This window comes from Xylocopilactobacillus apicola (genome assembly GCF_033095985.1).
Classification (GTDB): domain Bacteria; phylum Bacillota; class Bacilli; order Lactobacillales; family Lactobacillaceae; genus Xylocopilactobacillus; species Xylocopilactobacillus apicola.
Genome location: NZ_AP026802.1, coordinates 1760555 through 1784972 on the forward strand (window position 1 = coordinate 1760555; position 24418 = coordinate 1784972).

The window sequence follows — 24418 nt, forward strand, 5'->3', positions numbered from 1 at the left end:
AAACATCTTTTTTGACTTTTGGTATAATGTTTATTGGTGAAAAAAATGATAAAAACAGAAAATAGTTATTCAAACTTCGAATGGATTCAAATCATTAACCCGAGCGACGAAGAAATTGGCCAAGTGAGAGCTGATTACAACCTCAGTTGGGAAATGATTCAATATGCAACAGATAATTTTGAGTCGCCGCGCTACGATCATTATGAAGATACTGATCTGGTGATCGTAAACGGGATTGCTGAAAAAGTTAAAAAAGGAGTGAAAATTCAACCAATTGCCTTTTTCATTCAGAATTCCACGCGGCTCATTACTTTTACTAACTACGCAACTAGCCAGATGCTCTCTGACATCATTCAAAAAATGCCCGAGGGTTATAAAGAGTCCATCCCACCTGAAAAAATGCAACCTTTCGATTTGGTTTTAAATGCCTTTTACAATCTGACAGCTCAATATTTAGATGCTCTTTCAGAGGTGGAGCGAAAACGCAACCTCCTGCAAAGCGAACTCTATCATAAACGCAATAGCGAATACTTAAGCGAGCTGCTAAATGTCAAAGTTGAACTTATTTATTATTTAAGTGCGCTCGAAAAAAATCGCGCAACGTTGCAGCAATTTCGAAAAGAATATCAACAAAAAATCGATACCCCCGAGATTAAATATCTAAGAGATATCGAAATTGAAATGAAGCAAGCTTTAGATATGGCCAATATTTCAACCAAGATCATGAATTTGCTTTCCGACGCTTACGAAAATATTGTAAACAACAAAACCAATCGTTCAATGAGCATTCTCACTGTTGCCTCAATTGTTCTGGCAATTCCTGCGATTATCGTCGGATTTTTCGGCATGAACGTCACTTTACCAGGAGAAGAGGAAGCCTCTGCCTGGCTTTTGATCACAATTGGCACGATCCTTTTGATGTTTTGGGTCTATATTATCCTGAAAAAGCGCGGATTCTTTAACTGATCACTTTTTGTTAAAAACTACGCCTGCCAAATAGTCGCCCAGATGCGGTACAAAGGGATAAAACTTAGCTGCCGCTTCCATGTACCATGGCAGATTTACTTCACGCTGATAGCGTTCCAGTAGGGACGCTATTTTCTTTGCCACGACTTTTGAGCTCAAAAGATAAGGTGCAACTGAATGTTCATAATTGCCGCTCGGGTCAGCTTTGGTGAGAAATGGTGTTGCAACTGGACCAGTGTTGACCGTCGACACCTTCACTCCCTTACTTCGAAGTTCAAGGCGCAAGCCATTAGAAAAAGCAATCACTGCCGCTTTTGAACTCCCATAAATCGTCGCTTTGGGCGTTGTAAGCTTGCCCGCCATTGAAGCAACATTAATGATCTGACCAAAGCCCTGAGCTACCATTAGCGCTGCAATTCCCTTTGTCAGATAGATCAGTCCTAACGTATTTGCTGCAAAAGTCTGAGCGATCTCATCATCACTTGTCTCAAGGACGGTTTTAAAATGTCCGCTTCCGGCAAGATTGATTAAGGCTGTGACTATATATTTATCGGAAACTATCTGCACCAAACGTTTAATGGCTTTTTGCTGCGACAAATCACAGCTCATAATTTCAGATGATTCACGCTTAGGATCAATTTTGGCTTGTGATTGCAAAAGTCGTTCAGAACTGCGTCCGACCATCACTACAAAATAATGTCTTTGGACCAAAAGTTTCGCTACAACAAATCCGATTCCCGAAGTTGCGCCCGTCACAATAACTACTCTTTTAGCCATTTAAACTCCTTTTTTTGGAGGAATTTTGAAGATACTGAAATCATTAGCAACTCGAACTCCCGGGAAAATTTTCTCCGCTTGTTTTTGGAGAATTTGAGCCGATTTACCCAGATAACGAGCTGAAATGTGCGTTAAGAGCAAGTGTTTCGCCTTAGCATCTTTTGCCATCTGCGCAACCTGAGTACTCGCCGAATGGTAATATTGGCGCGCAATATCACGCTCTTGGCTGGCAAAAGTACTCTCATGAACAATCACATCCGCGTTGTGAGCCAAAAGTTGGTGGTTCTTACTAATTCTTGTATCACCAAAAATTGCTACTACACGCCCTGGAATTGTCGGACCAACGTAATCATGCCCGTAGAGTGTCCGTCCATCCGGCAGGGTGACATCTTCTCCGCTTTTTAACTTACCATAAAGCGGGCCGGACGGTACATTTTCTTCACGCAACTTATCAACCAATAATTCGCCAGGCTTATCCGCCTCGGTGATTCGATAACCAAAACTCGCAATCCGATGGTCTAATAAAGCATATTCAACCCGAAAATTCTGATCATCAATCAAGACTCCTTGATCATTTTTCAACTCATGAAAATTAATGCGATATCCCAAATGGGTGCCCGAAAGTTTTAAACTCATCATCACGTAATCTTTGATCCCAACTGGTCCATAAATATCGATCGCTTCTTCTCCATTTTGAAAAGAACGACTCGACAAAAAACCAGGCAAACCAAAAATATGATCACCATGCATATGAGTAATAAATATTTTTGCAATTTTGCGCGGACGCAGATTAGTCTTTAATATTTGGTGTTGGGTCGCTTCGCCGACATCAAACAGCCAAACTTCATTAATTTCATCTAATAATTTTAAAGCCACACTCGTAACGTTACGACTTTTTGAAGGAGCTCCTGCTCCAGTTCCTAAAAATTCAATTTCCATTTAAATTTATCATTTCTGCTCCAAAAATTGGAGAATCTCCTTAGCAATAAATGTGCCGTACTGCACCGCCCCCGTTGGGGTCGGATGGGTTAAATCATCATACAACCAATCACGATGGTTGCCAACATGCTGATGCCAATCAATAATATGCATATTCGGATATTTTTTTGCCTCTTGCATAATAACCGCATTATTTGAATCTTGCCATGACCTGGTTGGAACATGATCGGTGATCCAAAAGACATCACGCTCAGCAGTGGCAATTTGCATCGCCTGCTCAATTAAATCGGGCGTCAACGTCCCGTTTGTCCCCAAACCAATCACAATCGTCGAAGCAATCACGCCTTGCTCAGCTTTTTTCTTTAGAAGATCAGGTAAACTGCTGGCCTGCCGACTCACTACTGCATCAATTACAATCTTAGGGAAAATTTTGGTCAGATCTGCCTGCCCATCAAGCATCACACTATCCCCGATTGCAGTCAGATTAGTCCTTTGAGCCAATTGAAGTTCAAATTGCGTCAGTCCATACTTCTCATATTCTTGATTCACCGGATTCTTTTTGGCAGCAAATGTTAAAGCACGCCGAGTCGATCGACTTACTGAACGTGAACGTTCCTGGTTTTTTTGTAATTGTTTTGCCTCACGATTTGCTTTTTGCGCATTCTTTTCAGCCAATTGATTATGAACTTTTTGGGCAGCAGCATTTTTCTTAATTTTGCGCGCCAAAGCTGTGTCATTGGGATTTTGAACTTTTGCAAAAACTGAGTACACATTGCTGCTAACACCCAACAAAACCAACGGTGCCAAAATCCAAAGACCGATTTTCCCCCGCAGCTTAAGGCCTTTTTGACCTTTAAAAACTAAAATATCTTTCAAATCAGCCTGGAAGTTTGACCAAGTAATTTTAGCAAAATATTGTTCGATAAAATAATACGAAAAAGCACTGATCACAAATATTATGAATAACTCAACTATCGAATAAAGAAACGGATGTTTGGCGATCAGCTTGACCTTGCTCTCAAAGAAAATCAGCACCGGAAACTGATAAATATAGATTCCATAACTAATTTTTCCCAAAAAGCTGCCTGTGCGCGTAGTTAAAATTCGGTTAAAACTGGCTCCAGGATGTGCGATAACCGCAACCAAGACCGTCGCCAAAGCTGAAAAAATCAGCATCCCATAATGATAGAGCCCACTTGATTGATCCCGCACGGTAAAAATCATCCCAAGCATTCCCAGTGCCGCAATCGCCCCAACGCTGTCGATCAAAATGCGGCTTTCTCGTTTTAAATTGGGATTTAGCCGATTAACTGGCCAAACAAATGCCAAGGCACTACCTAAAAGAATCGAAAAAGCCCGCGTATCAGTCCCATAATAAACTCGATTAATGTTAGCTGAACTATAAAGTAACGCCATTTCAAGTGCTGACAAAACTGCGAGTCCTAAAACAACAAGCGAACGTTTGCCATTTGTTTTCAGAAGCTTATACAGTAAAAAAATAACCAGCGGCCAGATCAAATAAAACTGCCCTTCAATTGAAAGGGTCCAAAGATGCGTAAATGGCGATTCATTGTCAGCAAATCTTTCGAAGTAAGATTGACCATTAAAGATCTGCCACCAATTATATAAATAACTCAAGTTAGTCAACACAATCTGCCAAAGCTTGGCAAGCAAATTACGTTGAAACAATAAAATATATGAGCTGCTAGCCAATAACATCGTTACTAATGCCGGATAAAGTCGCTTGGCCCGTCGAATAAAGAATGCGCGGTAGTCAATATGATGAGTTCTTTGAACTTCGCGTATCAAAGAACCTGTAATCAGGTAGCCAGAGAGAACCATGAAAATTGGCACTCCCAAATAGCCACCCGGGAATATCTGCGGATTCAAATGATAAAAGATTATTAATAAGACTCCAATGGTTCTAAGACCATCAAAACCCGTGATATAAGTCGAAACACCGTTGGTCCTCTTAGTGCTTCTTGCTTTTTGCCCCATTCTTAATCTCTAAACTCCAGTTCAAAATCCTTAATCACAACCGTGTCACCATCTTGAACCCCAAAATTACGCAACGCTTCATCAACACCCATTTTTCTTAACGAGCGCGCAAAACGCATCACGCCATCGTAGTAATCCAGATTAGAACGATCTAATAGTTTAATGACTTTCTCACTCTCAAGCTCGTAACGCCCTTCATCCAACTTCGTAATTTTGAAGCCCTCTTCCTCTGGCGTAAATTTGTAATCCACGTGTTTAAGTGCTGAATTTTTTTCTTCAACGACCCGTGGCACCTTCGACAACTCATTAAACATCGCCGCAACTAAGTCATCGATTCCCTTGTGAGTCTGATTAGATATTTCATAAACTGTGAAGCGATCGCCGTATTTCGCAGTTAAAGATTGTTTAAACTGTGCTAACTTCTCCGCTGCCCCTGGAAGATCAGATTTAGTTCCCACGACAATTGTTGGCTTATTGGCAACATCTTCCCCATAAGTTTTCAGCTCCGCTTCAATTACTTCAAAATCTTCAAAAGCATCGCGCCCGTTTTCCGGATCTAAATCTACTAAATGGACGAGCACTCGTGTTCGTTCGATATGGCGCAAGAAAACAAGGCCAAGGCCAACTCCTGTCGACGCTCCTTCAATAATTCCAGGGAGATCGGCAATTACTAACTCTCTTCCATCTTTAAACTGCAAAACTCCAAGATTAGGTCTTAAAGTGGTAAAAGCATAAGCCGCAATTTTAGGCTTCGCACTTGTGACAACCGAAAGAAATGTTGATTTTCCAACGGAAGGAAATCCAACTAAACCAACGTCTGCCAGCAACTTCATCTCTAAATAAAGTTCCCGTTCTTGGCCAGGTTCACCGTTTTCTGCCACTTCGGGTGCTTGATGGGTTGAAGTGGCAAAATGAATATTCCCGCGGCCACCACGACCACCCGTTGCAACCACAACTTTTTGGCCTGCGTGCGTTAAATCTCCCAAAATTTCATGAGTGTTGGCATCTTTAATAATCGTCCCAATTGGCACCTGCAAAATTAAATCTTTACCACCATGGCCATACATCGACTTAATTTGCCCGTCTTCGCCTTTTTCAGCTTTAAACTTGCGACGATATTTAAAATCCATTAAAGTCTTCAAGCCCGGATCGGCAACAGCGATAATATCACCGCCTTTGCCTCCGTCACCGCCAGCGGGACCGCCGTTGGGGACATATTTTTCGTGGCGAAAAGCAACTTTGCCGTTACCGCCGCTGCCAGCTACCACTTTGATATAAGTTTCATCTACAAACATTTTCTAACCTCTTACTAAGTACTAAAGATATCCTATTTGCGGCCAAACTTCAAATAACGAAAAAGGCGAGTAGATTCTCGCCTAATTATGTTAGAAGAGCCGCTGAAATAATTTGACCACCTCAACAACTACTACCATTAAGATCGCTCCAGCCACGACTACGCCCCATTGAGCAAGATTCAAAGTAGTAACATGAAAAAGTCCGTTAAATCCAGGAATTAAAACCGTAACTCCTAGAAGAATTAAAGATATTAAGATTGACCAATTGAAGGTCTTATTCGCAAAAATATTAGCTTGGAAAATTGATTTCTGAAATGACTTAACATTAAATGCATGGAAAAGTTGAATTAAAGCTAATGTCACATAAGCCATCGTTTGCGCATCTCCGTGAATCAACGCTGGATCTGAGTGAACTGGAAATTGGATTGCCCAATAGTAAACCCCAAGCGTTATCGCAGCTTCCACAATTCCTTGGTAAATTATCGCTGGTAAAACGCCACCGGTAAAGAACGTCGAATTTCTCCCTCGTGGCTTTTGGTCCATGATGCCTTTTTCCATTGGCTCCACTCCGAGGGCAATTGCTGGAAAAGTATCAGTTACTAAATTGATCCACAACAGCTGAACCGGAGCTAAAACATCCCAGCCCATTAAAGTTAAAACAAAAATGGTTATTACTTCACCAAGGTTAGCCGACATTAAGTACTGAATTGCCTTTTGGATATTGGCAAAAACCTTCCGGCCTTCTTTGACCGCTTGAACGATCGTGGCAAAATTATCATCTGCAAGTACAAGATCACTAGCTCCTTTTGAGACTTCGGTCCCAGTAATTCCCATGCCAATGCCAATATCAGCTGCTTTTAAAGCAGGCGCGTCGTTAACGCCGTCTCCCGTCATTGCAACAACTTTATTTTTAGCCTGCCAAGATTTAACAATACGAACCTTATCAGCTGGATTAACTCGCGCATAAACCGAGTATTGTTCAATTTTATCTGCTAATTCTTCATCACTAAGCTGGCTTAACTCGCTACCAGTGATCACGGCGTCTTTGGCATCATCAGAAACAATTCCTAAACGTTTAGCAATCGCCTGGGCGGTGATCTGGTGATCCCCTGTAATCATCACCGTTCTAATTCCGGCATGTTTAGCCTGAGCTACTGCATCCTTAGCCTCTGGGCGCTCAGGATCAATCATCCCAACCATCCCAGCAAATACGAGCTCATTTTCAATCGTTTCAGAATTAATGGGCGAAGGCATCTGATCAACTACTTTATAAGCAAAACCTAGAACTCGCAAGGCTTGCTCTGCCATCTCGCGGTTAACAGCTAAAATTTCTTCCCGATCAGCTTCCGTCAAATCAAAAAGTTCGTTATTTTTGAGATATTTCGTACAACGTTTTAGCACCAAATCAGGCGCACCTTTGGTCATCACCAAATTGGCGTTATCGCCAAAGCGATTCATAGACGTCATCATCTTGCGATCTGAATCAAAAGGCAGATCATTAAATCTTGGGGTTGTCTTTAACTCATCTTGGATATAGAAATCATTTTTCAGACCAAAATCGATCAGCGCCGTTTCCGTCGGATCGCCGAGAATTTTGCCATCGGCTGCAATTTGAGCATCGTTAGCGAAATTCATCACTCTTAAAGTCATATCCTGACGATCAATTGGAGCGTCGCTATTTAAAAGCTCACGATTGGTATAAATTTTTTCGACCGTCATTTGATTCATCGTCAAAGTTCCGGTTTTGTCAGAACCAATCACATCCGTACTCCCGAGTGTTTCCACTGCGGGCAGTTTACGAATAATTGCGTGATGTTTAGCAAGATTTTGGGTCCCGAGTGCCAAAATTATTGTAACAATCGCTGGCAGTCCTTCAGGAATTGCTGCTACTGCAATTGAAATCGCGATAATTAATAAATTAATCACGCTGGCTTCGTGCTTACTGAGACCGATTAGGAAAATGACAACCGAAATTACCAAAATAAGATAAGTTAAAACTTTCCCGAGTTGAGAAAGATTGCGCTGAAGCGGCGTAATATTTTCCTTTGCTCCTTCAATCATTGACGCAATTTGACCGATTTCAGTGTTCATTCCCGTGTTAACTACGATCCCGGTGCCCCGACCAAAAGTAACATTAGTCCCCGCAAAAGCCATATCAGCTTGATCACCTAACGCTACGTCATCTTCATTGATGGTCGTCGCTAATTTCTGAACCGAAATCGATTCCCCCGTTAGAGACGATTCTTCAATTTTTAAAGTCGAGGTTTCATACAGCCGAAGATCAGCTGGCACAACATCTCCAGCTTCCAGTGCAACGATATCGCCTGGTACCAATTCCGTGCTATCGATCTCATGAATCACTCCGTCGCGTTTAACCCGCGCCTTGGGGGTCGACATTTTTTTCAGCGCATCGATTGCCCCTTCCGCTTTTGATTCTTGAAAAACGCCAAACAGCGCATTTAAAATCACGACAGCCAAAATGATCACAGCATCAGCCCATTCATGAGCGACAAAACCTGCAACTAAGGCGGCAACCATCAAAACAATGATCATAAAATCTTTGAACTGATCAACAAACATCTCCAGATAGGTCTTTTGGTGACCCGCCTGAATTTCATTTTTTCCATATTTCATCTGTAAACGCTGAACTTGCGTTTTACTGATTCCATCATAAGAAGTGCGATACTCTTCTATTAAATCTTCAACCGAAATCGCATAAAATTTTTTCCTTTTTTCTGGCTTAATCTCCAAAATTTCCTCCAAAGAATAAAAAGAGACCTATTGCTTATTGCCATAAGTCTCACAGTTTATAACAGTCCGGGGGCAAGAACTGCTGCAACAAATATCTCCCCTTGGTCGCTTAAGAACACTTACAACAAAAATTTAAATTTACCTTGCGGCCATTTATGAAAATTATATCAAAGTTTTTCTTTTTTGCTAAATTTTTCGTAGCCCGTCATCAAATCTTCGAAAAATTGCTCAGCTCCAAAATGATCTCTTGCATAAGTACGACTGTTTTGTCCAAGCTGGGAAAGTCGTTCAACTCCCATTTGATAAGCCTGACTCAGTCCTTTTTCAATGCCCTCTTGACTGTTATTAACAACAATTCCCTTATCAGCATCCGGGATCAATTGCGATGTGACTGAAAGTTCAGTCATCAAAACTGGCACTGCATTGTTCGCTGCTTCTAAAAATACCAGCGGGAAACCTTCGCTTTTTGAAACAATCAACGCTAAATCCATTTGACAATATAGTTCATTGATCGCTCTCTGATCTAACGCCCCGTAAAATTGAACCTGCTCAGTTAGCTCATTTTCTGCTACCAAATTATTCAATTCATCTTTTAAGTCGCCCGCTCCAACCACATGTAAGAAAATGTGCGGATTATTAAGATGGGCCAAAGCTTTAATTAAGCGCGCGTGGCCCTTGACCGGATGCAATCTCGCCACTATTATAACCTGCATGAAATCGTGCTTGATTTTTGCTGGCACCTCCGCTGAAAAATCAATTGCGTTAATTATTTGACTAATCTTATCTGCTGGAATTTTGAGCTTCAAAAGCTCCTCTTTTAACTCCGTTGACACCACAAAAAGTCCGTCAGCACGCCGTAAACTCGCTAAATTTAATTTAGTTTGAATCTTACCTTTTAGCCCACCGCCCAAAAAATCATAACGGGGATCGCTGTGGACTGTAACAACTCGCGGGCAAAAAAGCTTCTTTTGCTGGAGTCCGACTAAAAAATTAGCTCTCGGCCCATGAGTTTGCACTAAATCAAAGCGCTTCTCATTTAGATATTTGATCCATTCTTCAGGTTTTCTTTGATTCACAACTTGATATTTAAGTCCGTTTTCTCTCGCTGCCTTTGCAACAGTTGAGTCAGTAAACAATATTAATTCATTATCAACTTGATGTTTTTTTAAAACTCGAGCCTGAAAAATCAAGTGAGTCAGCGCTCCACCCGTTTCTTGACCTGCATTAATGTTCGCGATTTTCAAGTAAATATTCCCAATATTTTCTAAGACCCGTTTTAAGGTCTACTTTAGCAACTAATCCTAAATCATTTAACTTCGACGGATCACCGTATGAATACTTGATATCGCCCTTTCGCTCAGGCAAAACATCTTTTTTCAGTTTGTGACCAGTAATATCTTCAATGATCGTAATCACTTCATTTAAGGTTGCTTTTTGACCAGTCCCAATATTGACAACTTCGCCTAATGCACGTGAATCTTCTAGCAAAGCCAAAATGCAATTAACAACGTCAGTTACATATGTAAAATCGCGAACTTGCTCTCCGTCACCAAACTGCTTAAAACTCTTGTCGTTCATCAAGCAATCCGTAATAATAGAAAGGACACCTGAATAAGGAGATTTGGGATTTTGCTTCGGGCCATAAATATTAAACAGCCTGACTGCGACTGTCGGCATTCCATAAAGATTATGATAATTGATGACATTTCGTTCAGTACTGTATTTATCAACTGCATATTGGGTTGCCGGTTCCACTGGCGATAACTCGTTTTTAGGAACTCCTGCTAAATTACCATAAACGGCTGCTGAAGAAATAAACAGCAAATTCTTCAAAGGTAATTTTTCTTTGCGTAGATGTTCTAAAATGTTAAAATTTGCTTCAGCATTCACTGCATGAGTGCGCCCAGGTTCGGCAATGCTATCTGCGACACTTGCCACTGCACCGACCAACAAAATATAATCAAATTTTTCTTGATCCAAAAGATCATTAATAAAATCATGATCAGTAATTGAATGTTTTAGAAAATGTAATTGATCACTTTGATTTAAATTTTGAACTTGACCCATCGAAAGGTCGTCCACCACAACAACTGTTTGTCCTTGTGCGAGTAATGTATTTGCAATTGTAGAGCCAATAAAACCTGCTCCGCCAGTTATTAAATATTTTGCCAATTTAATTAATCCCATCCTTTAAGATATTAATATTGTAGCATTCCAGAAAGGTCGAAAAAATATATCAATGAAAATACAAAAAATTTTAAACTTTAATTTTGTCAGTGCCACCAATCAAGAATTCGATTCAGTTTTAGTAAAACGTCTTGAAGACCGTCAAAATACTTTTGTTGTTACTGCAAACCCCGAAATTGTCATGTACGCCAGAAGCCATCCTGAATTCGCCAAATTAATTAGCAAATCAACTTATTTAACGCCAGACGGAATTGGAATCATTTATGCTGGCAAACAACTAAAAACACCGTTAAATGAGCGAATTACTGGCTACGATACATTCTTGTATCTCTTGCAGGTTGCCCAGGAAAAACACCTCAAAGTTTTGTTTTACGGAGCTAAACCTGAAGTAATCGCAGCCCTTGAGCAAAAAATCAAAACCGAATATCCCAATATTCAAATTGCTGGAGCTTTTGATGGATACTTGTCAGATTCCACTCCTGTTATTGAATGCATCAAAAATACTCAACCCGAACTCGTCTTTGTCGCTCTTGGTTCGCCTAAGCAAGAGGAGTTTATCGACCAAAATTTGACGCTCACAACTGCAATTTGGCTTGGAATTGGCGGGAGTTTTGACGCATTTACGGGCAAAGTAAAACGAGCTCCTAAAATCATTCAAAAAATTAATTTAGAATGGCTCTATCGGCTCGTTACTAATCCACGGCGTTTCAAACGATACTTAGCAATTCCTCGTTTCATGCGAGTGGTCAAACAAGCTAAGCGAGATGCTGCTCCAAAGTAATCAATTTACGATATTTTTTCTTATATTGATAGCTATTTCTAAAATAATCGCGATAAATTTTATCTTCAAGTAAAGGCATTAAGGCCTTTACGCCGCTAAACTTAAATCTCCGCAAATTACCTAGTGCTTCAGAAAAGCCGTTAACCACCCGGGAAAATTCGGCTTTTTTTTCTGGATTATAACCGTACTTATTCAAGAAGTTTTTATAATCGTCTTCATCAAAGTAGTCAAGAGTCCCTGCTCGAAATTTAGAACGTAAATATTGAGCCGTCAAAAACATTTGAAATTTATTACTTTGAGTCATCGAGTTTTTCCGAATTCGATATTTTATAAGCTCACTGCTCACTCCGGCAATTCTCTTTTGATGAGCTGCTAAACGCAACCACAAATCATAATCTTCGGCCGTCGGGTAAGGATGATAACCAAATTCTCGTAACACAGAGCCCCGAAAGAAAGCAGAGGGATGTACTAAATTACTGCCATAAGGCAACAATTTAGCAATATGCTCGGGCAGCCGCAAAATCGGATCATGTGAACCAATAATTTTCCCCTCTTCGTCAATAAACGTCGCCGAACTGGTGACTACATCATACTGATGCTCCTCAATTAAATTCAACTCAACAGCTAACCGATCGGAAAAAGAAATATCGTCTGCGTCCATCCGAGCGATGAACTCTCCTTGAGTTAAGCCGATCGCTTTATTAAGCGAAGGTGCAAGGCCTAGATTCTTTTCATTAACAAAAAATCTAATTCTTTGATCGACTTCTGCTAACGCATTGATTGTTTTCTTTAATTCAAGATTTTCTGGATTATCCAAAATTATAATCAGCTCAAAATTAGGATAAGTTTGATCTAAAATTGAATTAATTGCTTCGTTTAATTCTTCGATTCGTTCATTATATGTGGTCATAATGACCGAAATGAGTTTTTGCTCCATGCTAGAGGGTCCTAAGTAAAGGTTTATTTTTGGGGTCTGAATGCTTGAAAAAAACATTCGTTTGACCAACGAAAAATGCTAACAACACTGCTGAAGTCAGAAAATCGAGAATATTTCCGGCATATACCGAGAACCCGATAATTCCAACAATTGCTAAGGTCATTGACGCATTAAGGAAATTAAAGTAACTCTTAAATTTAAAGAGCAACAGATAAATAAATTTTAAAGTCAGAAATACCATTGGTCCGAGGAGAATTAAAACACCAAAGAATCCCATCGAATACCACTGAGAAAGAAAATCACGCTCTAAGTTAAAGATATTATTCATCCTAGTATAAGTAATGCCAAACCAATTATCTAAGTGATTATTATTAATTTTCTTCACTCGGTCTAGCATCGCTTTTTCTAAATAGCGATAATCCATTCTCTTTTTAAGTGGCGCTTTCATTACTTCAGACCAAAACTCGGGGTCAATAATATAAGAATATTTCCCATTAACAAATTCTGGATTTAGTGAATACTCTTGATAATTCGCCTGAATATAGCGCATCAATGGCGTAATTTTCCCATGAGCTTTATGTTCTAATTCACGCTTAAGAACCTGCTGCTGCTTTAAAAGAGCTGCTTTATTACTGTTTTTCTCAGTAATTGTCACATCGTTTGTTAGGCTGCGGTTTGACATCGGAGAAAACGGAATGATTGAACCTGCAATCAATAAAAGTAAGAAACTAAGCCCTATTGAACTACGATGAAGAGTCTTTTCTTTGCCAAGCGAATAAGTAAAAAGAAAAATTAATAAAGTGCCAAATAAAAGTGCCAAATAACCTAACATCGCTGTTTTGGTCCCCAGCATTAAACAGCTCAATAGCTGAACAACTGCCAAACTTAAGTTGTTCCATTTGGGCGCTGTAAAAATCAAGTAGAGAATAAATGGCACTAAAAGCAGAACAACTCCGGAAATTGAATTAGCATAATAGAAGAAACCTTTAGAAGCAAATCCGTAAAAACTTCCTGGGTCTCCATTAGTAAACCACTCAAAAATATTGCCGGAAATGAACCCATCGCCATAAGATGCCAGACTTAACTTAATCAAATTGAATAAAACGATACTGCCAGAAACAATCCAAGCTAATGTTTGGGTAAGCACACTAAACGTCGCAAAACCAAAATCAACATGCGTCGTCAGTAAAATGATAAAGACCGGAATCAGCATCCGAATTAGGTAAAATGCTTCACCAAAAAGTGAGAAATTGAAATTTGTGGTCGAGAATGAATTGAAATGCCGTGCATTTAACACATGCAAAGCAAAATAAACAATACACACACCTAAATAAATCAACACCCACTTTAAGACTTTTCGATCAGGCTTCTCCCGCAAATAAAAAATTGCCAAAACTGCCGTGAAAATAATCCTAATAATTGTTGAAATAGCAAAGGGAAAAATTTTCGATAACGGGGGTACATAAAAGAAATAAAAATCTAAAAATGGCTGCAGTAAAATGAAAATTACAAACGTTTTGCCTAAAAGGCTCATCTTTTTGAAATTGCTCATAGATTAAAAAGTGTTTCTCCTCTCTAAGTAAAACTCAAAACGATCACCTGCATATTGAGCAATTACTAGTTCGAACGGCTGATCATCATCTAAATATGAAACTTGTTGTAACTTTAAAATTGCAGAAGAATAAGGAATTTCAAGATAGCCCGAAATTTTTTCGTTGCTAAGTACCGCAGTAACATTCTGCTCCGCTCGCCCAATCCGCTGACCAGTACTTTGTTGCACTGCGCTATAAAGTGAATTTACGATTTCGGATTTTTTAGCCCCGGCAATAAAATTCAGTGGAACAGCCGCTACTTCAAAGCAAATCGGAATCTCATCGCCAAATCTAATTCTTTCAATCCGCATAATTTTATCGCTCGCTTTTAGTTGTAAAACTTCTTTTTCCGTATCGTTAGGTACAACTTCAACAAACGAAACCGTCTTGAACGATGGCGTTTTCCCCTGAGCCTTAATGATTTCTGAGAAACCAGTGACTCCTTCCATTTTCTCCTGAACTTTTTTATTGGCAACAAAAGTCCCTGCTCCCACACGGCGAACCAAAAGACCGTTGCGAACCAAAAATTGAATTGCCTGACGCAACGTCATGCGAGAAACTTGATATTCTTTTGCTAACGCTCTCTCTGAAGGCAATTTCTGCCCTACATGCCAATCGTTAACTTCTATTTTTTTTCTTATATCGTTATAAATGCGGATATACGCTGGTTCACTCATATTATACATAATTTATAAAAAAAAGCCCCGTGTTCGGAGCTAGTGAAATGGAGGAGAGTGGATTCGAACCACCGAACCCGAAGGAGCGGATTTACAGTCCGCCGCGTTTAGCCACTTCGCTACTCCTCCGATACAGTTAATTATTTTACAGATTTTAATCGTATTTTGCAAGAGTGTGCTCGTAAAATATTTATGTAATTGACTTTTCTTTTGCCACCAAGCAAGCTACAATATAAGACAATAGAGGAGGTAGCCTATGGCACTAAAAATTCACCGGGAATTAAATTTGGAGAGTCTTTTCGATCAATTTGCAACTCTCCCTGAAGACGAGAAAAAGAAGGCCAAAGATCTTAAAAAACAAGATCAAACCTTAGATAAAAAAGACTAAATTTGCAACAAAAAAAGGCGCTCTTGCGTCTTTTTCTCTGCCTTAAAATCCAATTACTTCCTTAATCCAAGCATTTAAATTATCAATTCCTGTCTTGGTCACGGTACTCGTCAGTAAATACTCCACCAGCTCAACATTTTGACCAAAATCGGTTTCAATTCGACGTTCTAGCTTGCTTAGATCGCTTTTTTTAACTTTATCTGTTTTAGTCACAGCAATCATATGAGGGACCCCGACCCGATTTAGAAATTTCTCAAAGTCCAAATCAACTTGCTGAGTCGGAATTCTTCCGTCCACCAGCTGAACGATTCCCCGTAAATTCTCAAGATCTTGCACTGTCGTGCGAATCATCTGATCAATTTCTTGGCGTCTGGATTTTCCTACTTTTGCATACCCATAACCCGGATAATCGACCAATTGATAACTTTGATCAACTGGCAAGTAGAAATTAATTGTTTGAGTTTTTCCTGGAGTACTGGAAGTTCTTGCTAAATTTTTGCGATTCAAAAGTGTATTAATTAAACTTGATTTACCGACATTGGAACGACCAAAAAAAGCAATCCGTGCTAGATTACTTTTCGGAAAATCAACAGCTTTAACGGCACTTGTCACAAATTGTTGGTCTTTATTTGCCATTACGATGCCTCAGCTGTTTTTAAAACAATTTTTGGCTTTTGAGCGCCTTCAATCGAAGATTTGGTCACGATAACTTTTTCAACGTTACCTTGACTAGGGACATCATACATAACATCACGCATTGATCTTTCAATAATCGACCTTAATCCTCTAGCGCCAGTTTTTCGTTTAATTGCTTCTTCTGCAATGGCCTCTAACGCACCATCAGTGAATTCCAATTCAACATCGTCCATTTTCATCAAAGAACGATACTGTTTAACCAAAGCATTTTTTGGCTTAGTCAAAATACTAACTAAATCAGCCGTTGTTAATCTACTTAAAGTTTGAATGATAGGCAGACGACCGATAAATTCAGGAATTAAACCAAATTTCAGCAAATCTTCAGGAATCACTTGTTGCAAAACTTGATCTTCGCTTAGATCTTGATTACTAGCTCCAAAGCCGATAACTTTTCGCCCCAGCCGTTCTTTAATGATTGTTTCTAAGCCATCAAAAGCTCCACCAACGATAAAGAGAACATTTTTTGTATCAATTTGAATCATTTCTTGTTGAGGATGTTTACGCCCACCTTGAGGCGGAACACTAGCCACTGTTCCCTCTAAAATTTTTAAAAGGGCCTGTTGAACGCCTTCACCTGAAACATCTCTTGTAATAGATACATTTTCGGATTTTCGACCAATTTTATCGATCTCATCGATATAAATTATGCCTCGCTCAGCTAAATTAACATCATAATCAGCAGCCTGTAATAATTTTAGCAAAATATTCTCGACATCCTCGCCCACGTAACCTGCTTCGGTTAACGATGTAGCATCAGCAATCGCAAACGGAACATTCAAAATTTTGGCTAAAGTTTGGGCTAAATAGGTCTTTCCTGAACCTGTTGGTCCAATCAACGCTACATTACTCTTTTGAATCTCAACGTCACTTTCATTTTGCTGAGCAATTCTTTTGTAATGATTATAAACCGCCACTGATAAGGATTTTTTTGCTTCATCCTGGCCAACTACATAATCATCTAAATAACTATTAATTTCTGCTGGTTTTGGAAAATCCGTCAGCGAAAGCTCATCATCACCCTCGTCGATTTTAATTTGATCGTCAATGATACTTTTTGACAGGTTAACACATTCGTTACAAATGTAAACTCCTGGTCCCGCAATGATTTTCTCTACCTCATCTTGCGTTTTTCCGCAAAAAGAGCACCTAATAATTCCGTTTTCTTCGTTGTTCAATCATTAACCTCAAATTTCATAACTCTTTGATTGGGTCTATTTTTTGTCTTTACCTTCAACTTCTTTTGCAGAGTCAACAATGATATCAATTGCTTGTTTGATTCCAATATCATGAATCAGCATGTCGTCGCTTAAAGTTTGACGAACTCGCTCAGGTTCCATCTTGTATTCTTCAGCCAATTCTTTGATTTCTTCATCAATATCTTCTTGCGAAGGCTTGATATTTTCTGCTTTAACAACTGCTTCAAGAACTAAATTAGTCAAAACATTATCTTTAGCTTCTTCTTCGTATTGTTTACGCAAATCCTCTGTCGTAGTACCTGTAACTTGCTGATACATTGGCATACTGAAACCACGAGTTTGTAATGCTGCATTAAAGCGAGTTAGTTGTTGATCCACTTCTTTTTCAATCATTACTGGTGGAATTTCTTCAATTTCACTTGTTTCAAGAACTTGCTGAATTGCATTGTTCTGCATATCGCGATCAGCGTTATCGTTCTTCTCTTCTTCAAGTATTGAACGAATCTTATCTTTTAATTCAGTCAAATTCTCAACGCCAAGATCTAAATCTTTGGCAAAGTCATCGTCAAGTTCAGGCAATTCTTTAGCTTTAACTTCATGAATTTTAACAGCGAAATGAGCTTCTTTGCCAGCCAAATCCTTCGCTTGATAATCTTCAGGGAAAGTAACTTTAACGTCAACATCATCATCAGCTTTATGACCAACTAATTGATCTTCGAATCCTGGAATAAAACTATTTGAGCCCAATACCAAAGAATAATTCTTTGCAGAACCACCATCAAATTCTTCGCCATCAATCGTGCCGACATAATCGATTACAACAGTATCTCCATCTTCAGCTGCACCGTCTTTAATTGCCAATTCTGCTTCTTGTTCACGGCGTCTTTGAATTTCTTTATCAACATCTTCGTCAGTTACTGTACGGTCAATTTTCTCAACTTCGACACCTTTATACTTGCCAAGTTTAACTTCTGGTTTAACTGTCACTTTAGCTTCAAGAACCCAATCTTCGTCCGGATTCATCTTATCAATTGTCAAATCAGGATTGCTTACTGGTTCAATCCCAACTTCTTTAAAAGCTTTCTCAAAAGATTTTGGAAATACAACTTCTAAAGCATCTTGATAAAGACTCTCATCACCGTAAAATTGACGGTAAACAGTCCGATTTACTTTACCTTTACGAAATCCTGGTAATTGCACTCGATTTTTAATTCTATTAAAAGCCTGATCAACGGCTTTCGAAACTTCTTCTTTATCTATTGAGAACTTTAATGTTCCTTCGTTAGTTCCCGTTTTTTCCCATACTGGTTTCATTAATTTCCTCCATGATTTAAGTCATCACATAGAACTATATTATAGCAGACCTAGTTTGTAAATCTATTCAATTCTCAAAAAAAAAGAGGACTCTATTTAAAAGAGTCCCCATTTGAATTCAATAAATTAAAATTCAATTAGTCAAGAATTTCTGTTACCTGTCCAGCACCAACGGTCTTACCGCCTTCACGAACAGTAAACTTAGTTCCCTTTTCAATAGCAACTGGTGAGATCAATTCAACATCAAATGCAACGTTATCACCAGGCATAACCATCTCAACTCCGTCAGGAAGTTCAATTGTTCCAGTAACATCAGTAGTATGGAAGTAGAACTGAGGACGATAGTTTGAGAAGAATGGAGTATGACGTCCACCTTCGTCTTTAGAAAGAATGTAGACCTGACCACGGAACTTCTTGTGAGTACTGATTGAACCTGGCTTAGCTAAAACTTGTCCACGTTCGATCTGATCATGGTTAATACCACGAAGTAAGATACCAACGTTATCTCCAGCTTCACCAGTATCAAGTGTCTTATGGAACATTTCAACACCAGTAACTGTTGATTTCAAAATATCAGGTTTCAAACCGATGATTTCAACTTCGTCACCAACTGTAACTGTACCACGATCAACACGACCAGAAGCAACAGTTCCACGACCAGTAATTGTGAAGACATCTTCTACTGGCATCAAGAATGGCTTGTCAGTATCACGTTCTGGAGTTGGGATGTATTCATCAACCGTATCCATCAATTCTTCGATAACTTTTTCGTATTCAGCATCGCCTTCAAGAGCTTTCAATGCTGAGCCACGAAGTACTGGCAAATCATCTCCAGGGAAACCATATTCGCTTAATAATTCACGAACTTCCATTTCAACAAGGTCAACTAATTCAGGATCATCAACTAAATCAATCTTGTTAATGAAAACGATGATGTATTCAACACCAACCTGACGAGCAAGCAAGATATGTTCACGAGTCTGAGGCATTGGACCATCAGTTGCTGCAACTACCAAGATTGCACCGTCCATCTGAGCGGCACCAGTGATCATGTTCTTGATGTAATCTGCATGTCCTGGGGCATCCATATGAGCATAGTGACGTTTGTCTGTCTCATATTCGATGTGAGCAGTGTTGATTGTAATTCCACGTTCTTTTTCTTCAGGAGCAGCATCGATTCCTGCGTAATCAAGTTCTTTAGCTAGACCTTTCTTTGAAAGTACGTGAGTGATAGCAGCAGTTAATGTTGTCTTACCATGGTCAACGTGACCAATAGTACCAATGTTAACGTGCGGCTTAGTTCTTTCGTAATGTTCTTTTTCAGCCATTTAAAAATGGACCTCCTAGATTTTCTTAAATAATAATTATCGTTATTTAGCAGTAAATTGCTTGGAAGCGTTCCGAGTATATATTATACCGACTAAATCAATCTTTGTAAACACATATCGCTTGTTAGATTTACTGACGATTTGACTTATTTTGATTTACTTCCATGATTACCGGCAAAATTACCGGGTGCCGTTTGGTCTGATCAAACAAGAATTTACTTAAATCATCACGCACATCTTGCTTAATTTCTGACCAATCAAAATCATCTTTTTGCAAATATTCTAAAACCGATTTTTTAATAATTTCTTTACTATCGTTTAACAATTCTTGGTTTGTTTTATTATAAACAAATCCCTTTGCAACGATTTTCGGAGTTGAAATGATTTTGCGATTTCTCCGATCAATTGTTACCGTTGAAACAAAAACTCCATCCTCTGAAAGCATCTTACGATCTCTTAAAACGATGCTGCCAATATCTCCTACCCCGATTCCGTCAATCATCACATCGCCAGCAGGAACAGATTTGGCTTGGTGCATGGCGCCTTTTTTGATTTCTAAAACATCTCCAATATCACTAATGAATACATTTTTGCTTGAAATCCCTGCTTCTTCAGCAATCTCTTGATGAGCAGCAAGCTGGCGATATTCTCCTTGAATTGGAACCAAATATTTAGGATGAATCAACTTAATCAACATTTGTAAATCATGACGACTAGCATGACCAGTTGCATTAATATCATCATTTAAAGTTTTGACCTCACCACCTGCGCGGTAAATCAAATCTTTTGTTTTGGCCATTGCCGTCTCCATTGCGTATGAAGGAGAAGTGGTAATCATAATCAAATCTCCTGGCCTAATTCGAACATTCTTATAGCGGCCAATTGCCATACGCTGCAACGACTTCATTGGTTCACCCATTTTGCCAGTTTCCAAAATGACCAGCTGATCATCTGGATAATTCTTCAAATCCTTTAACGGAATCAGCAAACCTTCTGAAAGTTTTAAATACTTCAATTTCATCGCCGTGCGGACGATTTTTTCCAAATCCCGACCCGAAATTGCCAGCTTTCGATTGCTATACTCCGCCGCATTAATAATCTGTTGAATTCGTACAATATTGGATGCCACCGATGCGGCAATAATTCGACCCGGATGATACTTGAAGGTCTCATTGATGTAGGAAGTAACTTCTTGATCTGTGTTATAAGAAAGCATTGATTCGGCATTTGAAGAATCGCTTAAAAGAGCAACCACATTTTCTTCACCAATCCGAGCCAGCCGATTTAAATTGGTTTCATATGGTCCGGTTTGTGAAAAATCAAATTTAAAATCTCCCGTGTAAACAATCTTACCTTCTGAAGTGTTAAGGACAATTCCTAAACTATCAGGAATTGTATGAGTCGTCTTAAAAAACGAAATTGTCACCTTTTCAAAGTCGATCTCAGAGTTTTCATCAATAACATTAAAGTTATACTTATTCTTCATCTTGGTATCGATAATATTATTCTTAACCAACGAGATCGTCAGTTTGCTGCCAAAAATCGGAATATTATATCCTTTATGCAAAAAATAAGGCAATGCGCCAATTGCATCAGCATGTCCGTGAGTCAGAAAAACTCCTGCAATACGATCAATATTCTCTTCCAGATAAGTAAAATCTGGCACTACCACATCAATTCCTAACATTTCGTTTTCGGGGTATTTAAGGCCAAAGTCCAGCACAAAAATCTCCCCGTCGGCATCAACTGCGTAAATGTTTTTACCATTTTCTCGCACGCCGCCAAGTGAAATAATTTTCACATTTCCCAAATACAAATCACCTCTTTTTCTTTCATTTTTTTACTAAAAAACCTGCAATTATGCAGGCCATTAACTCTATCTTCTTAATCCTAATGAACTAATTAGCTTCCGATAACGGTCAAGATCATTTTCTCTTAGATATCTGAGCAAATTACGACGATGACCAATTTTCTTCATCTGACCCACATAAGAATGGTGATCCTTCTTATGCTTTGTTAAATGCTCATTTAATACATTAATTTCTTCAGTCAAGAGAGCAACTTGGACCTCAGCTGACCCAGTATCACCCTCGCTGCGTCCGTATTTTTTAATAATTTCGCTCTTTCGTTCTTTTGAAATAGCCATAAATCAATATTCCTTTTCATTTATTCCGTAAAGCGAAGTAAGAGGAAAGCCCTCAAACTTAGCAATAGGTGTTATCATAATAACATTAATCTCAGAAGAATTCAAAACTGCTAGCCAAATTAAACTTTAATTGGTATAATAGACGAGATTAATTTCACTATTTAAGGGAAGGAGTGGTTCTTAATGCCTCAAATCAAATCAGCTATCAAGCGAGTTAAGACGCAAAACAAGCGACGTTTAGCAAACAATTCTCAGCGTTCAGAGATGCGTACTGCAATTAAGAAGTTTAACAATGCAGCAGCTAAGGGCGAAAAAGATCAAATTGAAGTTCTTTACAAAAACGCAGCAAAATTGATCGACTCTGCTAAACACAAAAAATTGATTCACAGCAACAAAGCAGCACGTGATCTTTCTAAGATTACTTTACGTAAAAATAGTCTTTAAGAAGAACTTCGGTTCTTTTTTTTATACACCAAAAAAGCAAAATCTCAAATCCCGAGACTTTGCTTTTTTTATTGACCAATTGCTTCCCGCACGAAACCGCCCGCAGCAGCAAGTTTTAATCGTGCTTCTTTAGCATCAACCGAACTAAGAATCATCACAATCGCCACTTTAACTGAAGCACCCGCCGATTTTAAAGCAGCGGCGGCGGTCTGATAATCAACTCCCGTAACTGATATGATCATTTTAGTTGCCCGTTCTACTAATTTTTCATTGGTTGGTAAAACATCCACCATCAAATTTCCATAGGTTTTACCGATGCCAACCATTGAAGCCGTCGAAAGCATATTGAGAACCAACTTCTGACTCGTCCCGGCCTTTAATCTGGTTGAACCCGACAAAACTTCAGGCCCACAGACGACCTCAAGTGCAATTTCAGCATGACGGCTAATCTCAGCGTCATAATTGCAAGAAAGTGCAATTGTGCCTGCATTGAGCTCTTTGGCGTAATCGAGACCGCCGATCACATAAGGTGTCCGACCACTCGCAGCAATCCCGACCACTGTATCATTTTCGTTAAGATGCCTTGCAAAAAGATCTTCACGAGCCAATTGAGCGTTATCCTCAGCTCCTTCCACCGCAATTGTCATCGCTTTTATCCCGCCAGCAATTAGGCCTTGAACCATTTCAGGATCTGTACCAAACGTTGGAACGCACTCTGCGGCATCTAAAACACCTAAACGCCCGCTTGTTCCTGCACCTAGATAGAAAAGTCTGCCGCCCGATTTAAAGCTTTGAACAATTCGTTCAACTGCTTGAGCAATTTGGGGCAAAATCGATTCAATTGCTTGGGGCACCTTTTGATCTTCTTGATTCATTGCCGTCACTATCTCTAAGGCCGACATTTGATCTAGATTAGTCGTTCTCGAATTGCATTGTTCTGTTGCTAATTTTTCCAAATCCATCTTTAATCTATTCCTCTAATTTCAATCCCTTGTCCTGAATTACAAACGTCTAATAATCCAAGATCTTCTGACACTATTTGCCCGATTACATTCACTGTTTGATCACCTGGCAAATCTTTTTTCACAATTTCCAATTCTCCTGCGTAACGTTGAGCCAACTCATTATCAAGCGTAATACTGCCTCGTGGTCGAGCGCAGACACTTGCTGGCATAATCGGTGCTGTTTTGAATTTTCTTCCTTCGACAATTCGAATCACGTCACGCGCAAGATCAGCTCGTTGATGCAAAACTTGGCGAAAATACGCAGGCGTCAAAGAGCTAAATTTAGCGTGCAACATGACAACATCTTTTTTCAAAAATTTGGCAAACTGCTCAGTGGATTCAAGACTCAAAAAACCATCACCCACATAAACTAGATCAACTCCACTTTGCAGCATTTTAATGGCAGGAGCTAACGGGCGCTTGCCCCGATCTTCTTCCAAAGTCGGTAAAGTTGCAAAAACTGGCCCCCTCAAAGTTCCATCTCCTGGAACAAAAGCCGTTACCTTAAAGCCGTGATCAGCAAGCCAACGATTTCGCCCATTAAACCAAGCGCGCTCAAGCCCCGTATTTTTGCGCGGATAATAATTATGCCAGGCTTCTAAATTCGCGAAATTCGCCCCACTTGATTTTAAAATTTGGTACTCTTCTTCATTAAGTGTACTTGCGTTAAGGGCCAGCGAAATTTCCTGTGAAAGCTCGGCAATCGTTATAAAATCAATTCCGTCATCCAGCCTTAATTGACAGTTAAACAAATCCCGTGTGTCAATCTTTAGGCGCTTTAGTGCCGTACTCGAAATATCGACTGTCAATCGTAGTTTTAAGTTTTGGCAAATTTCGCCTAAATATTTCAAGCGCTCTAATAGATACGCTGGGTCATCTTCTGGTAAATTAATCGAAGTAAAAACTCCTCTAAAACCGGTTGCTGCCATTTTTTTAAGGTGGTCCACCGTTTCGTCCGTTAAATCATCATGCAAAAAAACTGAAAATCCAAACATCATTAAC

22 protein-coding genes and 1 tRNA gene are annotated in these 24418 nt (G+C 39.4%); 4 read left to right on the forward strand and 19 right to left on the reverse strand.

What is annotated here, in order from left to right:
- Positions 1–45: 45 nt before the first annotated feature.
- Entirely contained in the window at positions 46–966 is a 921-nt protein-coding gene (locus R8495_RS08480) for a magnesium transporter CorA family protein (protein ID WP_317635043.1), read from the forward strand.
- Here R8495_RS08480 and R8495_RS08485 read toward each other — a convergent pair whose 3' ends face one another.
- The 7 genes from R8495_RS08485 to R8495_RS08515 all read right to left on the reverse strand — a co-directional run bounded on the left by R8495_RS08485 (position 967) and on the right by R8495_RS08515 (position 10898).
- A complete protein-coding gene (locus tag R8495_RS08485; RefSeq protein WP_317635044.1) occupies positions 967–1743 on the reverse strand; it encodes an SDR family NAD(P)-dependent oxidoreductase in 777 nt (258 codons plus the stop codon).
- Positions 1744–2682: a ribonuclease Z gene (rnz, locus tag R8495_RS08490; RefSeq protein ID WP_317635045.1), complete on the reverse strand. Its 939-nt coding sequence runs from the start codon at positions 2680–2682 to the stop codon at positions 1744–1746.
- A gap of 9 nt (positions 2683–2691) precedes the next feature.
- Positions 2692–4680: an acyltransferase family protein gene (locus tag R8495_RS08495; RefSeq protein WP_317635046.1), complete on the reverse strand. Its 1989-nt coding sequence runs from the start codon at positions 4678–4680 to the stop codon at positions 2692–2694.
- A 2-nt stretch (positions 4681–4682) separates the two neighbouring features.
- Positions 4683–5975 (reverse strand): GTPase ObgE, encoded by a 1293-nt coding sequence (obgE, locus tag R8495_RS08500; RefSeq protein ID WP_317635047.1) that lies wholly within the window; start codon positions 5973–5975, stop codon positions 4683–4685.
- 90 nt (positions 5976–6065) lie between these two features.
- Positions 6066–8720: a cation-translocating P-type ATPase gene (locus tag R8495_RS08505; RefSeq protein ID WP_317636623.1), complete on the reverse strand. Its 2655-nt coding sequence runs from the start codon at positions 8718–8720 to the stop codon at positions 6066–6068.
- A gap of 173 nt (positions 8721–8893) precedes the next feature.
- A complete protein-coding gene (locus R8495_RS08510; RefSeq protein WP_317635048.1) occupies positions 8894–9970 on the reverse strand; it encodes a glycosyltransferase family 4 protein in 1077 nt (358 codons plus the stop codon).
- Positions 9951–10898 carry an NAD-dependent epimerase/dehydratase family protein gene (locus R8495_RS08515; protein WP_317635049.1) on the reverse strand — a complete coding sequence of 316 codons (948 nt, stop codon included), beginning with the start codon at positions 10896–10898 and terminating at the stop codon, positions 9951–9953. Before R8495_RS08515 ends, R8495_RS08510 begins: the two co-directional genes overlap by 20 nt.
- Positions 10899–10965: 67 nt before the next feature.
- On the opposite strand from R8495_RS08515, the gene R8495_RS08520 reads away from it, so the two are divergent.
- Entirely contained in the window at positions 10966–11694 is a 729-nt protein-coding gene (locus R8495_RS08520; RefSeq protein WP_317635050.1) for a WecB/TagA/CpsF family glycosyltransferase, read from the forward strand.
- On the opposite strand, the gene R8495_RS08525 is transcribed toward R8495_RS08520, so the two are convergent.
- The 4 genes from R8495_RS08525 to R8495_RS08540 form a co-directional block, all read right to left on the reverse strand.
- Complete coding sequence (locus tag R8495_RS08525; RefSeq protein ID WP_317635051.1) at positions 11669–12631, reverse strand: glycosyltransferase family 2 protein; 963 nt, start codon at positions 12629–12631, stop codon at positions 11669–11671. The genes R8495_RS08520 and R8495_RS08525 overlap by 26 nt on opposite strands.
- 1 nt (position 12632) lies before the next feature.
- The gene (locus tag R8495_RS08530) at positions 12633–14165 is read right to left on the reverse strand and encodes an O-antigen ligase family protein (RefSeq protein ID WP_317635052.1); all 1533 of its coding nucleotides are present in this window, start codon (positions 14163–14165) and stop codon (positions 12633–12635) included.
- Between the two features lie 21 nt (positions 14166–14186).
- Entirely contained in the window at positions 14187–14900 is a 714-nt protein-coding gene (locus tag R8495_RS08535) for a GntR family transcriptional regulator (RefSeq protein WP_317636624.1), read from the reverse strand.
- Between the two features lie 48 nt (positions 14901–14948).
- Positions 14949–15029 (reverse strand) — tRNA-Tyr (locus tag R8495_RS08540).
- A gap of 127 nt (positions 15030–15156) precedes the next feature.
- Between R8495_RS08540 and R8495_RS08545 the strand changes: the two genes are divergently transcribed.
- Complete coding sequence (locus R8495_RS08545; RefSeq protein WP_317635053.1) at positions 15157–15288, forward strand: SPJ_0845 family protein; 132 nt, start codon at positions 15157–15159, stop codon at positions 15286–15288.
- A gap of 42 nt (positions 15289–15330) precedes the next feature.
- Here the strand turns inward: R8495_RS08545 and yihA are convergent, their stop codons facing one another.
- From yihA to rpsO, 6 genes are all read right to left on the reverse strand, one after another.
- Positions 15331–15924: a ribosome biogenesis GTP-binding protein YihA/YsxC gene (gene yihA / locus R8495_RS08550; protein WP_317635054.1), complete on the reverse strand. Its 594-nt coding sequence runs from the start codon at positions 15922–15924 to the stop codon at positions 15331–15333.
- Positions 15924–17159, reverse strand: a complete 1236-nt coding sequence (gene clpX / locus R8495_RS08555) for an ATP-dependent Clp protease ATP-binding subunit ClpX (RefSeq protein ID WP_317635055.1) — start codon at positions 17157–17159, stop codon at positions 15924–15926. Before clpX ends, yihA begins: the two co-directional genes overlap by 1 nt.
- A gap of 36 nt (positions 17160–17195) precedes the next feature.
- Positions 17196–18494 (reverse strand): trigger factor, encoded by a 1299-nt coding sequence (gene tig / locus R8495_RS08560; RefSeq protein ID WP_317635056.1) that lies wholly within the window; start codon positions 18492–18494, stop codon positions 17196–17198.
- A gap of 137 nt (positions 18495–18631) precedes the next feature.
- On the reverse strand, positions 18632–19822 hold the full coding sequence (gene tuf, locus R8495_RS08565) for an elongation factor Tu (protein WP_317635057.1): 1191 nt from the start codon (positions 19820–19822) through the stop codon (positions 18632–18634).
- A gap of 130 nt (positions 19823–19952) precedes the next feature.
- Entirely contained in the window at positions 19953–21632 is a 1680-nt protein-coding gene (locus R8495_RS08570; RefSeq protein ID WP_317635058.1) for a ribonuclease J, read from the reverse strand.
- Positions 21633–21698: 66 nt separating this feature from the next.
- A complete protein-coding gene (gene rpsO, locus R8495_RS08575) occupies positions 21699–21968 on the reverse strand; it encodes a 30S ribosomal protein S15 (protein ID WP_317635059.1) in 270 nt (89 codons plus the stop codon).
- A gap of 183 nt (positions 21969–22151) precedes the next feature.
- Between rpsO and rpsT the strand changes: the two genes are divergently transcribed.
- Positions 22152–22412 carry a 30S ribosomal protein S20 gene (gene rpsT / locus R8495_RS08580; protein WP_317635060.1) on the forward strand — a complete coding sequence of 87 codons (261 nt, stop codon included), beginning with the start codon at positions 22152–22154 and terminating at the stop codon, positions 22410–22412.
- 68 nt (positions 22413–22480) lie between these two features.
- Here rpsT and murQ read toward each other — a convergent pair whose 3' ends face one another.
- Both murQ and R8495_RS08590 read right to left on the reverse strand, forming a co-directional pair.
- Entirely contained in the window at positions 22481–23374 is an 894-nt protein-coding gene (gene murQ / locus R8495_RS08585) for an N-acetylmuramic acid 6-phosphate etherase (RefSeq protein ID WP_317635061.1), read from the reverse strand.
- A 2-nt stretch (positions 23375–23376) separates the two neighbouring features.
- A complete protein-coding gene (locus tag R8495_RS08590; RefSeq protein ID WP_317635062.1) occupies positions 23377–24411 on the reverse strand; it encodes a MupG family TIM beta-alpha barrel fold protein in 1035 nt (344 codons plus the stop codon).
- Positions 24412–24418 lie beyond the last annotated feature (7 nt).

Coding starts and splice junctions, on each gene's coding strand:
- R8495_RS08480 (WP_317635043.1), top strand. CDS start 46: ATGATAAAAACAGAAAATAGTTATTCAAACTTCGAATGGATTCAAATC.
- R8495_RS08485 (WP_317635044.1), bottom strand. CDS start 1,743: ATGGCTAAAAGAGTAGTTATTGTGACGGGCGCAACTTCGGGAATCGGA.
- rnz (WP_317635045.1), bottom strand. CDS start 2,682: ATGGAAATTGAATTTTTAGGAACTGGAGCAGGAGCTCCTTCAAAAAGT.
- R8495_RS08495 (WP_317635046.1), bottom strand. CDS start 4,680: ATGGGGCAAAAAGCAAGAAGCACTAAGAGGACCAACGGTGTTTCGACT.
- obgE (WP_317635047.1), bottom strand. CDS start 5,975: ATGTTTGTAGATGAAACTTATATCAAAGTGGTAGCTGGCAGCGGCGGT.
- R8495_RS08520 (WP_317635050.1), top strand. CDS start 10,966: ATGAAAATACAAAAAATTTTAAACTTTAATTTTGTCAGTGCCACCAAT.
- R8495_RS08525 (WP_317635051.1), bottom strand. CDS start 12,631: ATGGAGCAAAAACTCATTTCGGTCATTATGACCACATATAATGAACGA.
- R8495_RS08530 (WP_317635052.1), bottom strand. CDS start 14,165: ATGAGCCTTTTAGGCAAAACGTTTGTAATTTTCATTTTACTGCAGCCA.
- R8495_RS08535 (WP_317636624.1), bottom strand. CDS start 14,900: ATGAGTGAACCAGCGTATATCCGCATTTATAACGATATAAGAAAAAAA.
- R8495_RS08545 (WP_317635053.1), top strand. CDS start 15,157: ATGGCACTAAAAATTCACCGGGAATTAAATTTGGAGAGTCTTTTCGAT.
- yihA (WP_317635054.1), bottom strand. CDS start 15,924: ATGGCAAATAAAGACCAACAATTTGTGACAAGTGCCGTTAAAGCTGTT.
- tig (WP_317635056.1), bottom strand. CDS start 18,494: ATGAAACCAGTATGGGAAAAAACGGGAACTAACGAAGGAACATTAAAG.
- tuf (WP_317635057.1), bottom strand. CDS start 19,822: ATGGCTGAAAAAGAACATTACGAAAGAACTAAGCCGCACGTTAACATT.
- rpsO (WP_317635059.1), bottom strand. CDS start 21,968: ATGGCTATTTCAAAAGAACGAAAGAGCGAAATTATTAAAAAATACGGA.
- rpsT (WP_317635060.1), top strand. CDS start 22,152: ATGCCTCAAATCAAATCAGCTATCAAGCGAGTTAAGACGCAAAACAAG.
- murQ (WP_317635061.1), bottom strand. CDS start 23,374: ATGGATTTGGAAAAATTAGCAACAGAACAATGCAATTCGAGAACGACT.
- R8495_RS08590 (WP_317635062.1), bottom strand. CDS start 24,411: ATGTTTGGATTTTCAGTTTTTTTGCATGATGATTTAACGGACGAAACG.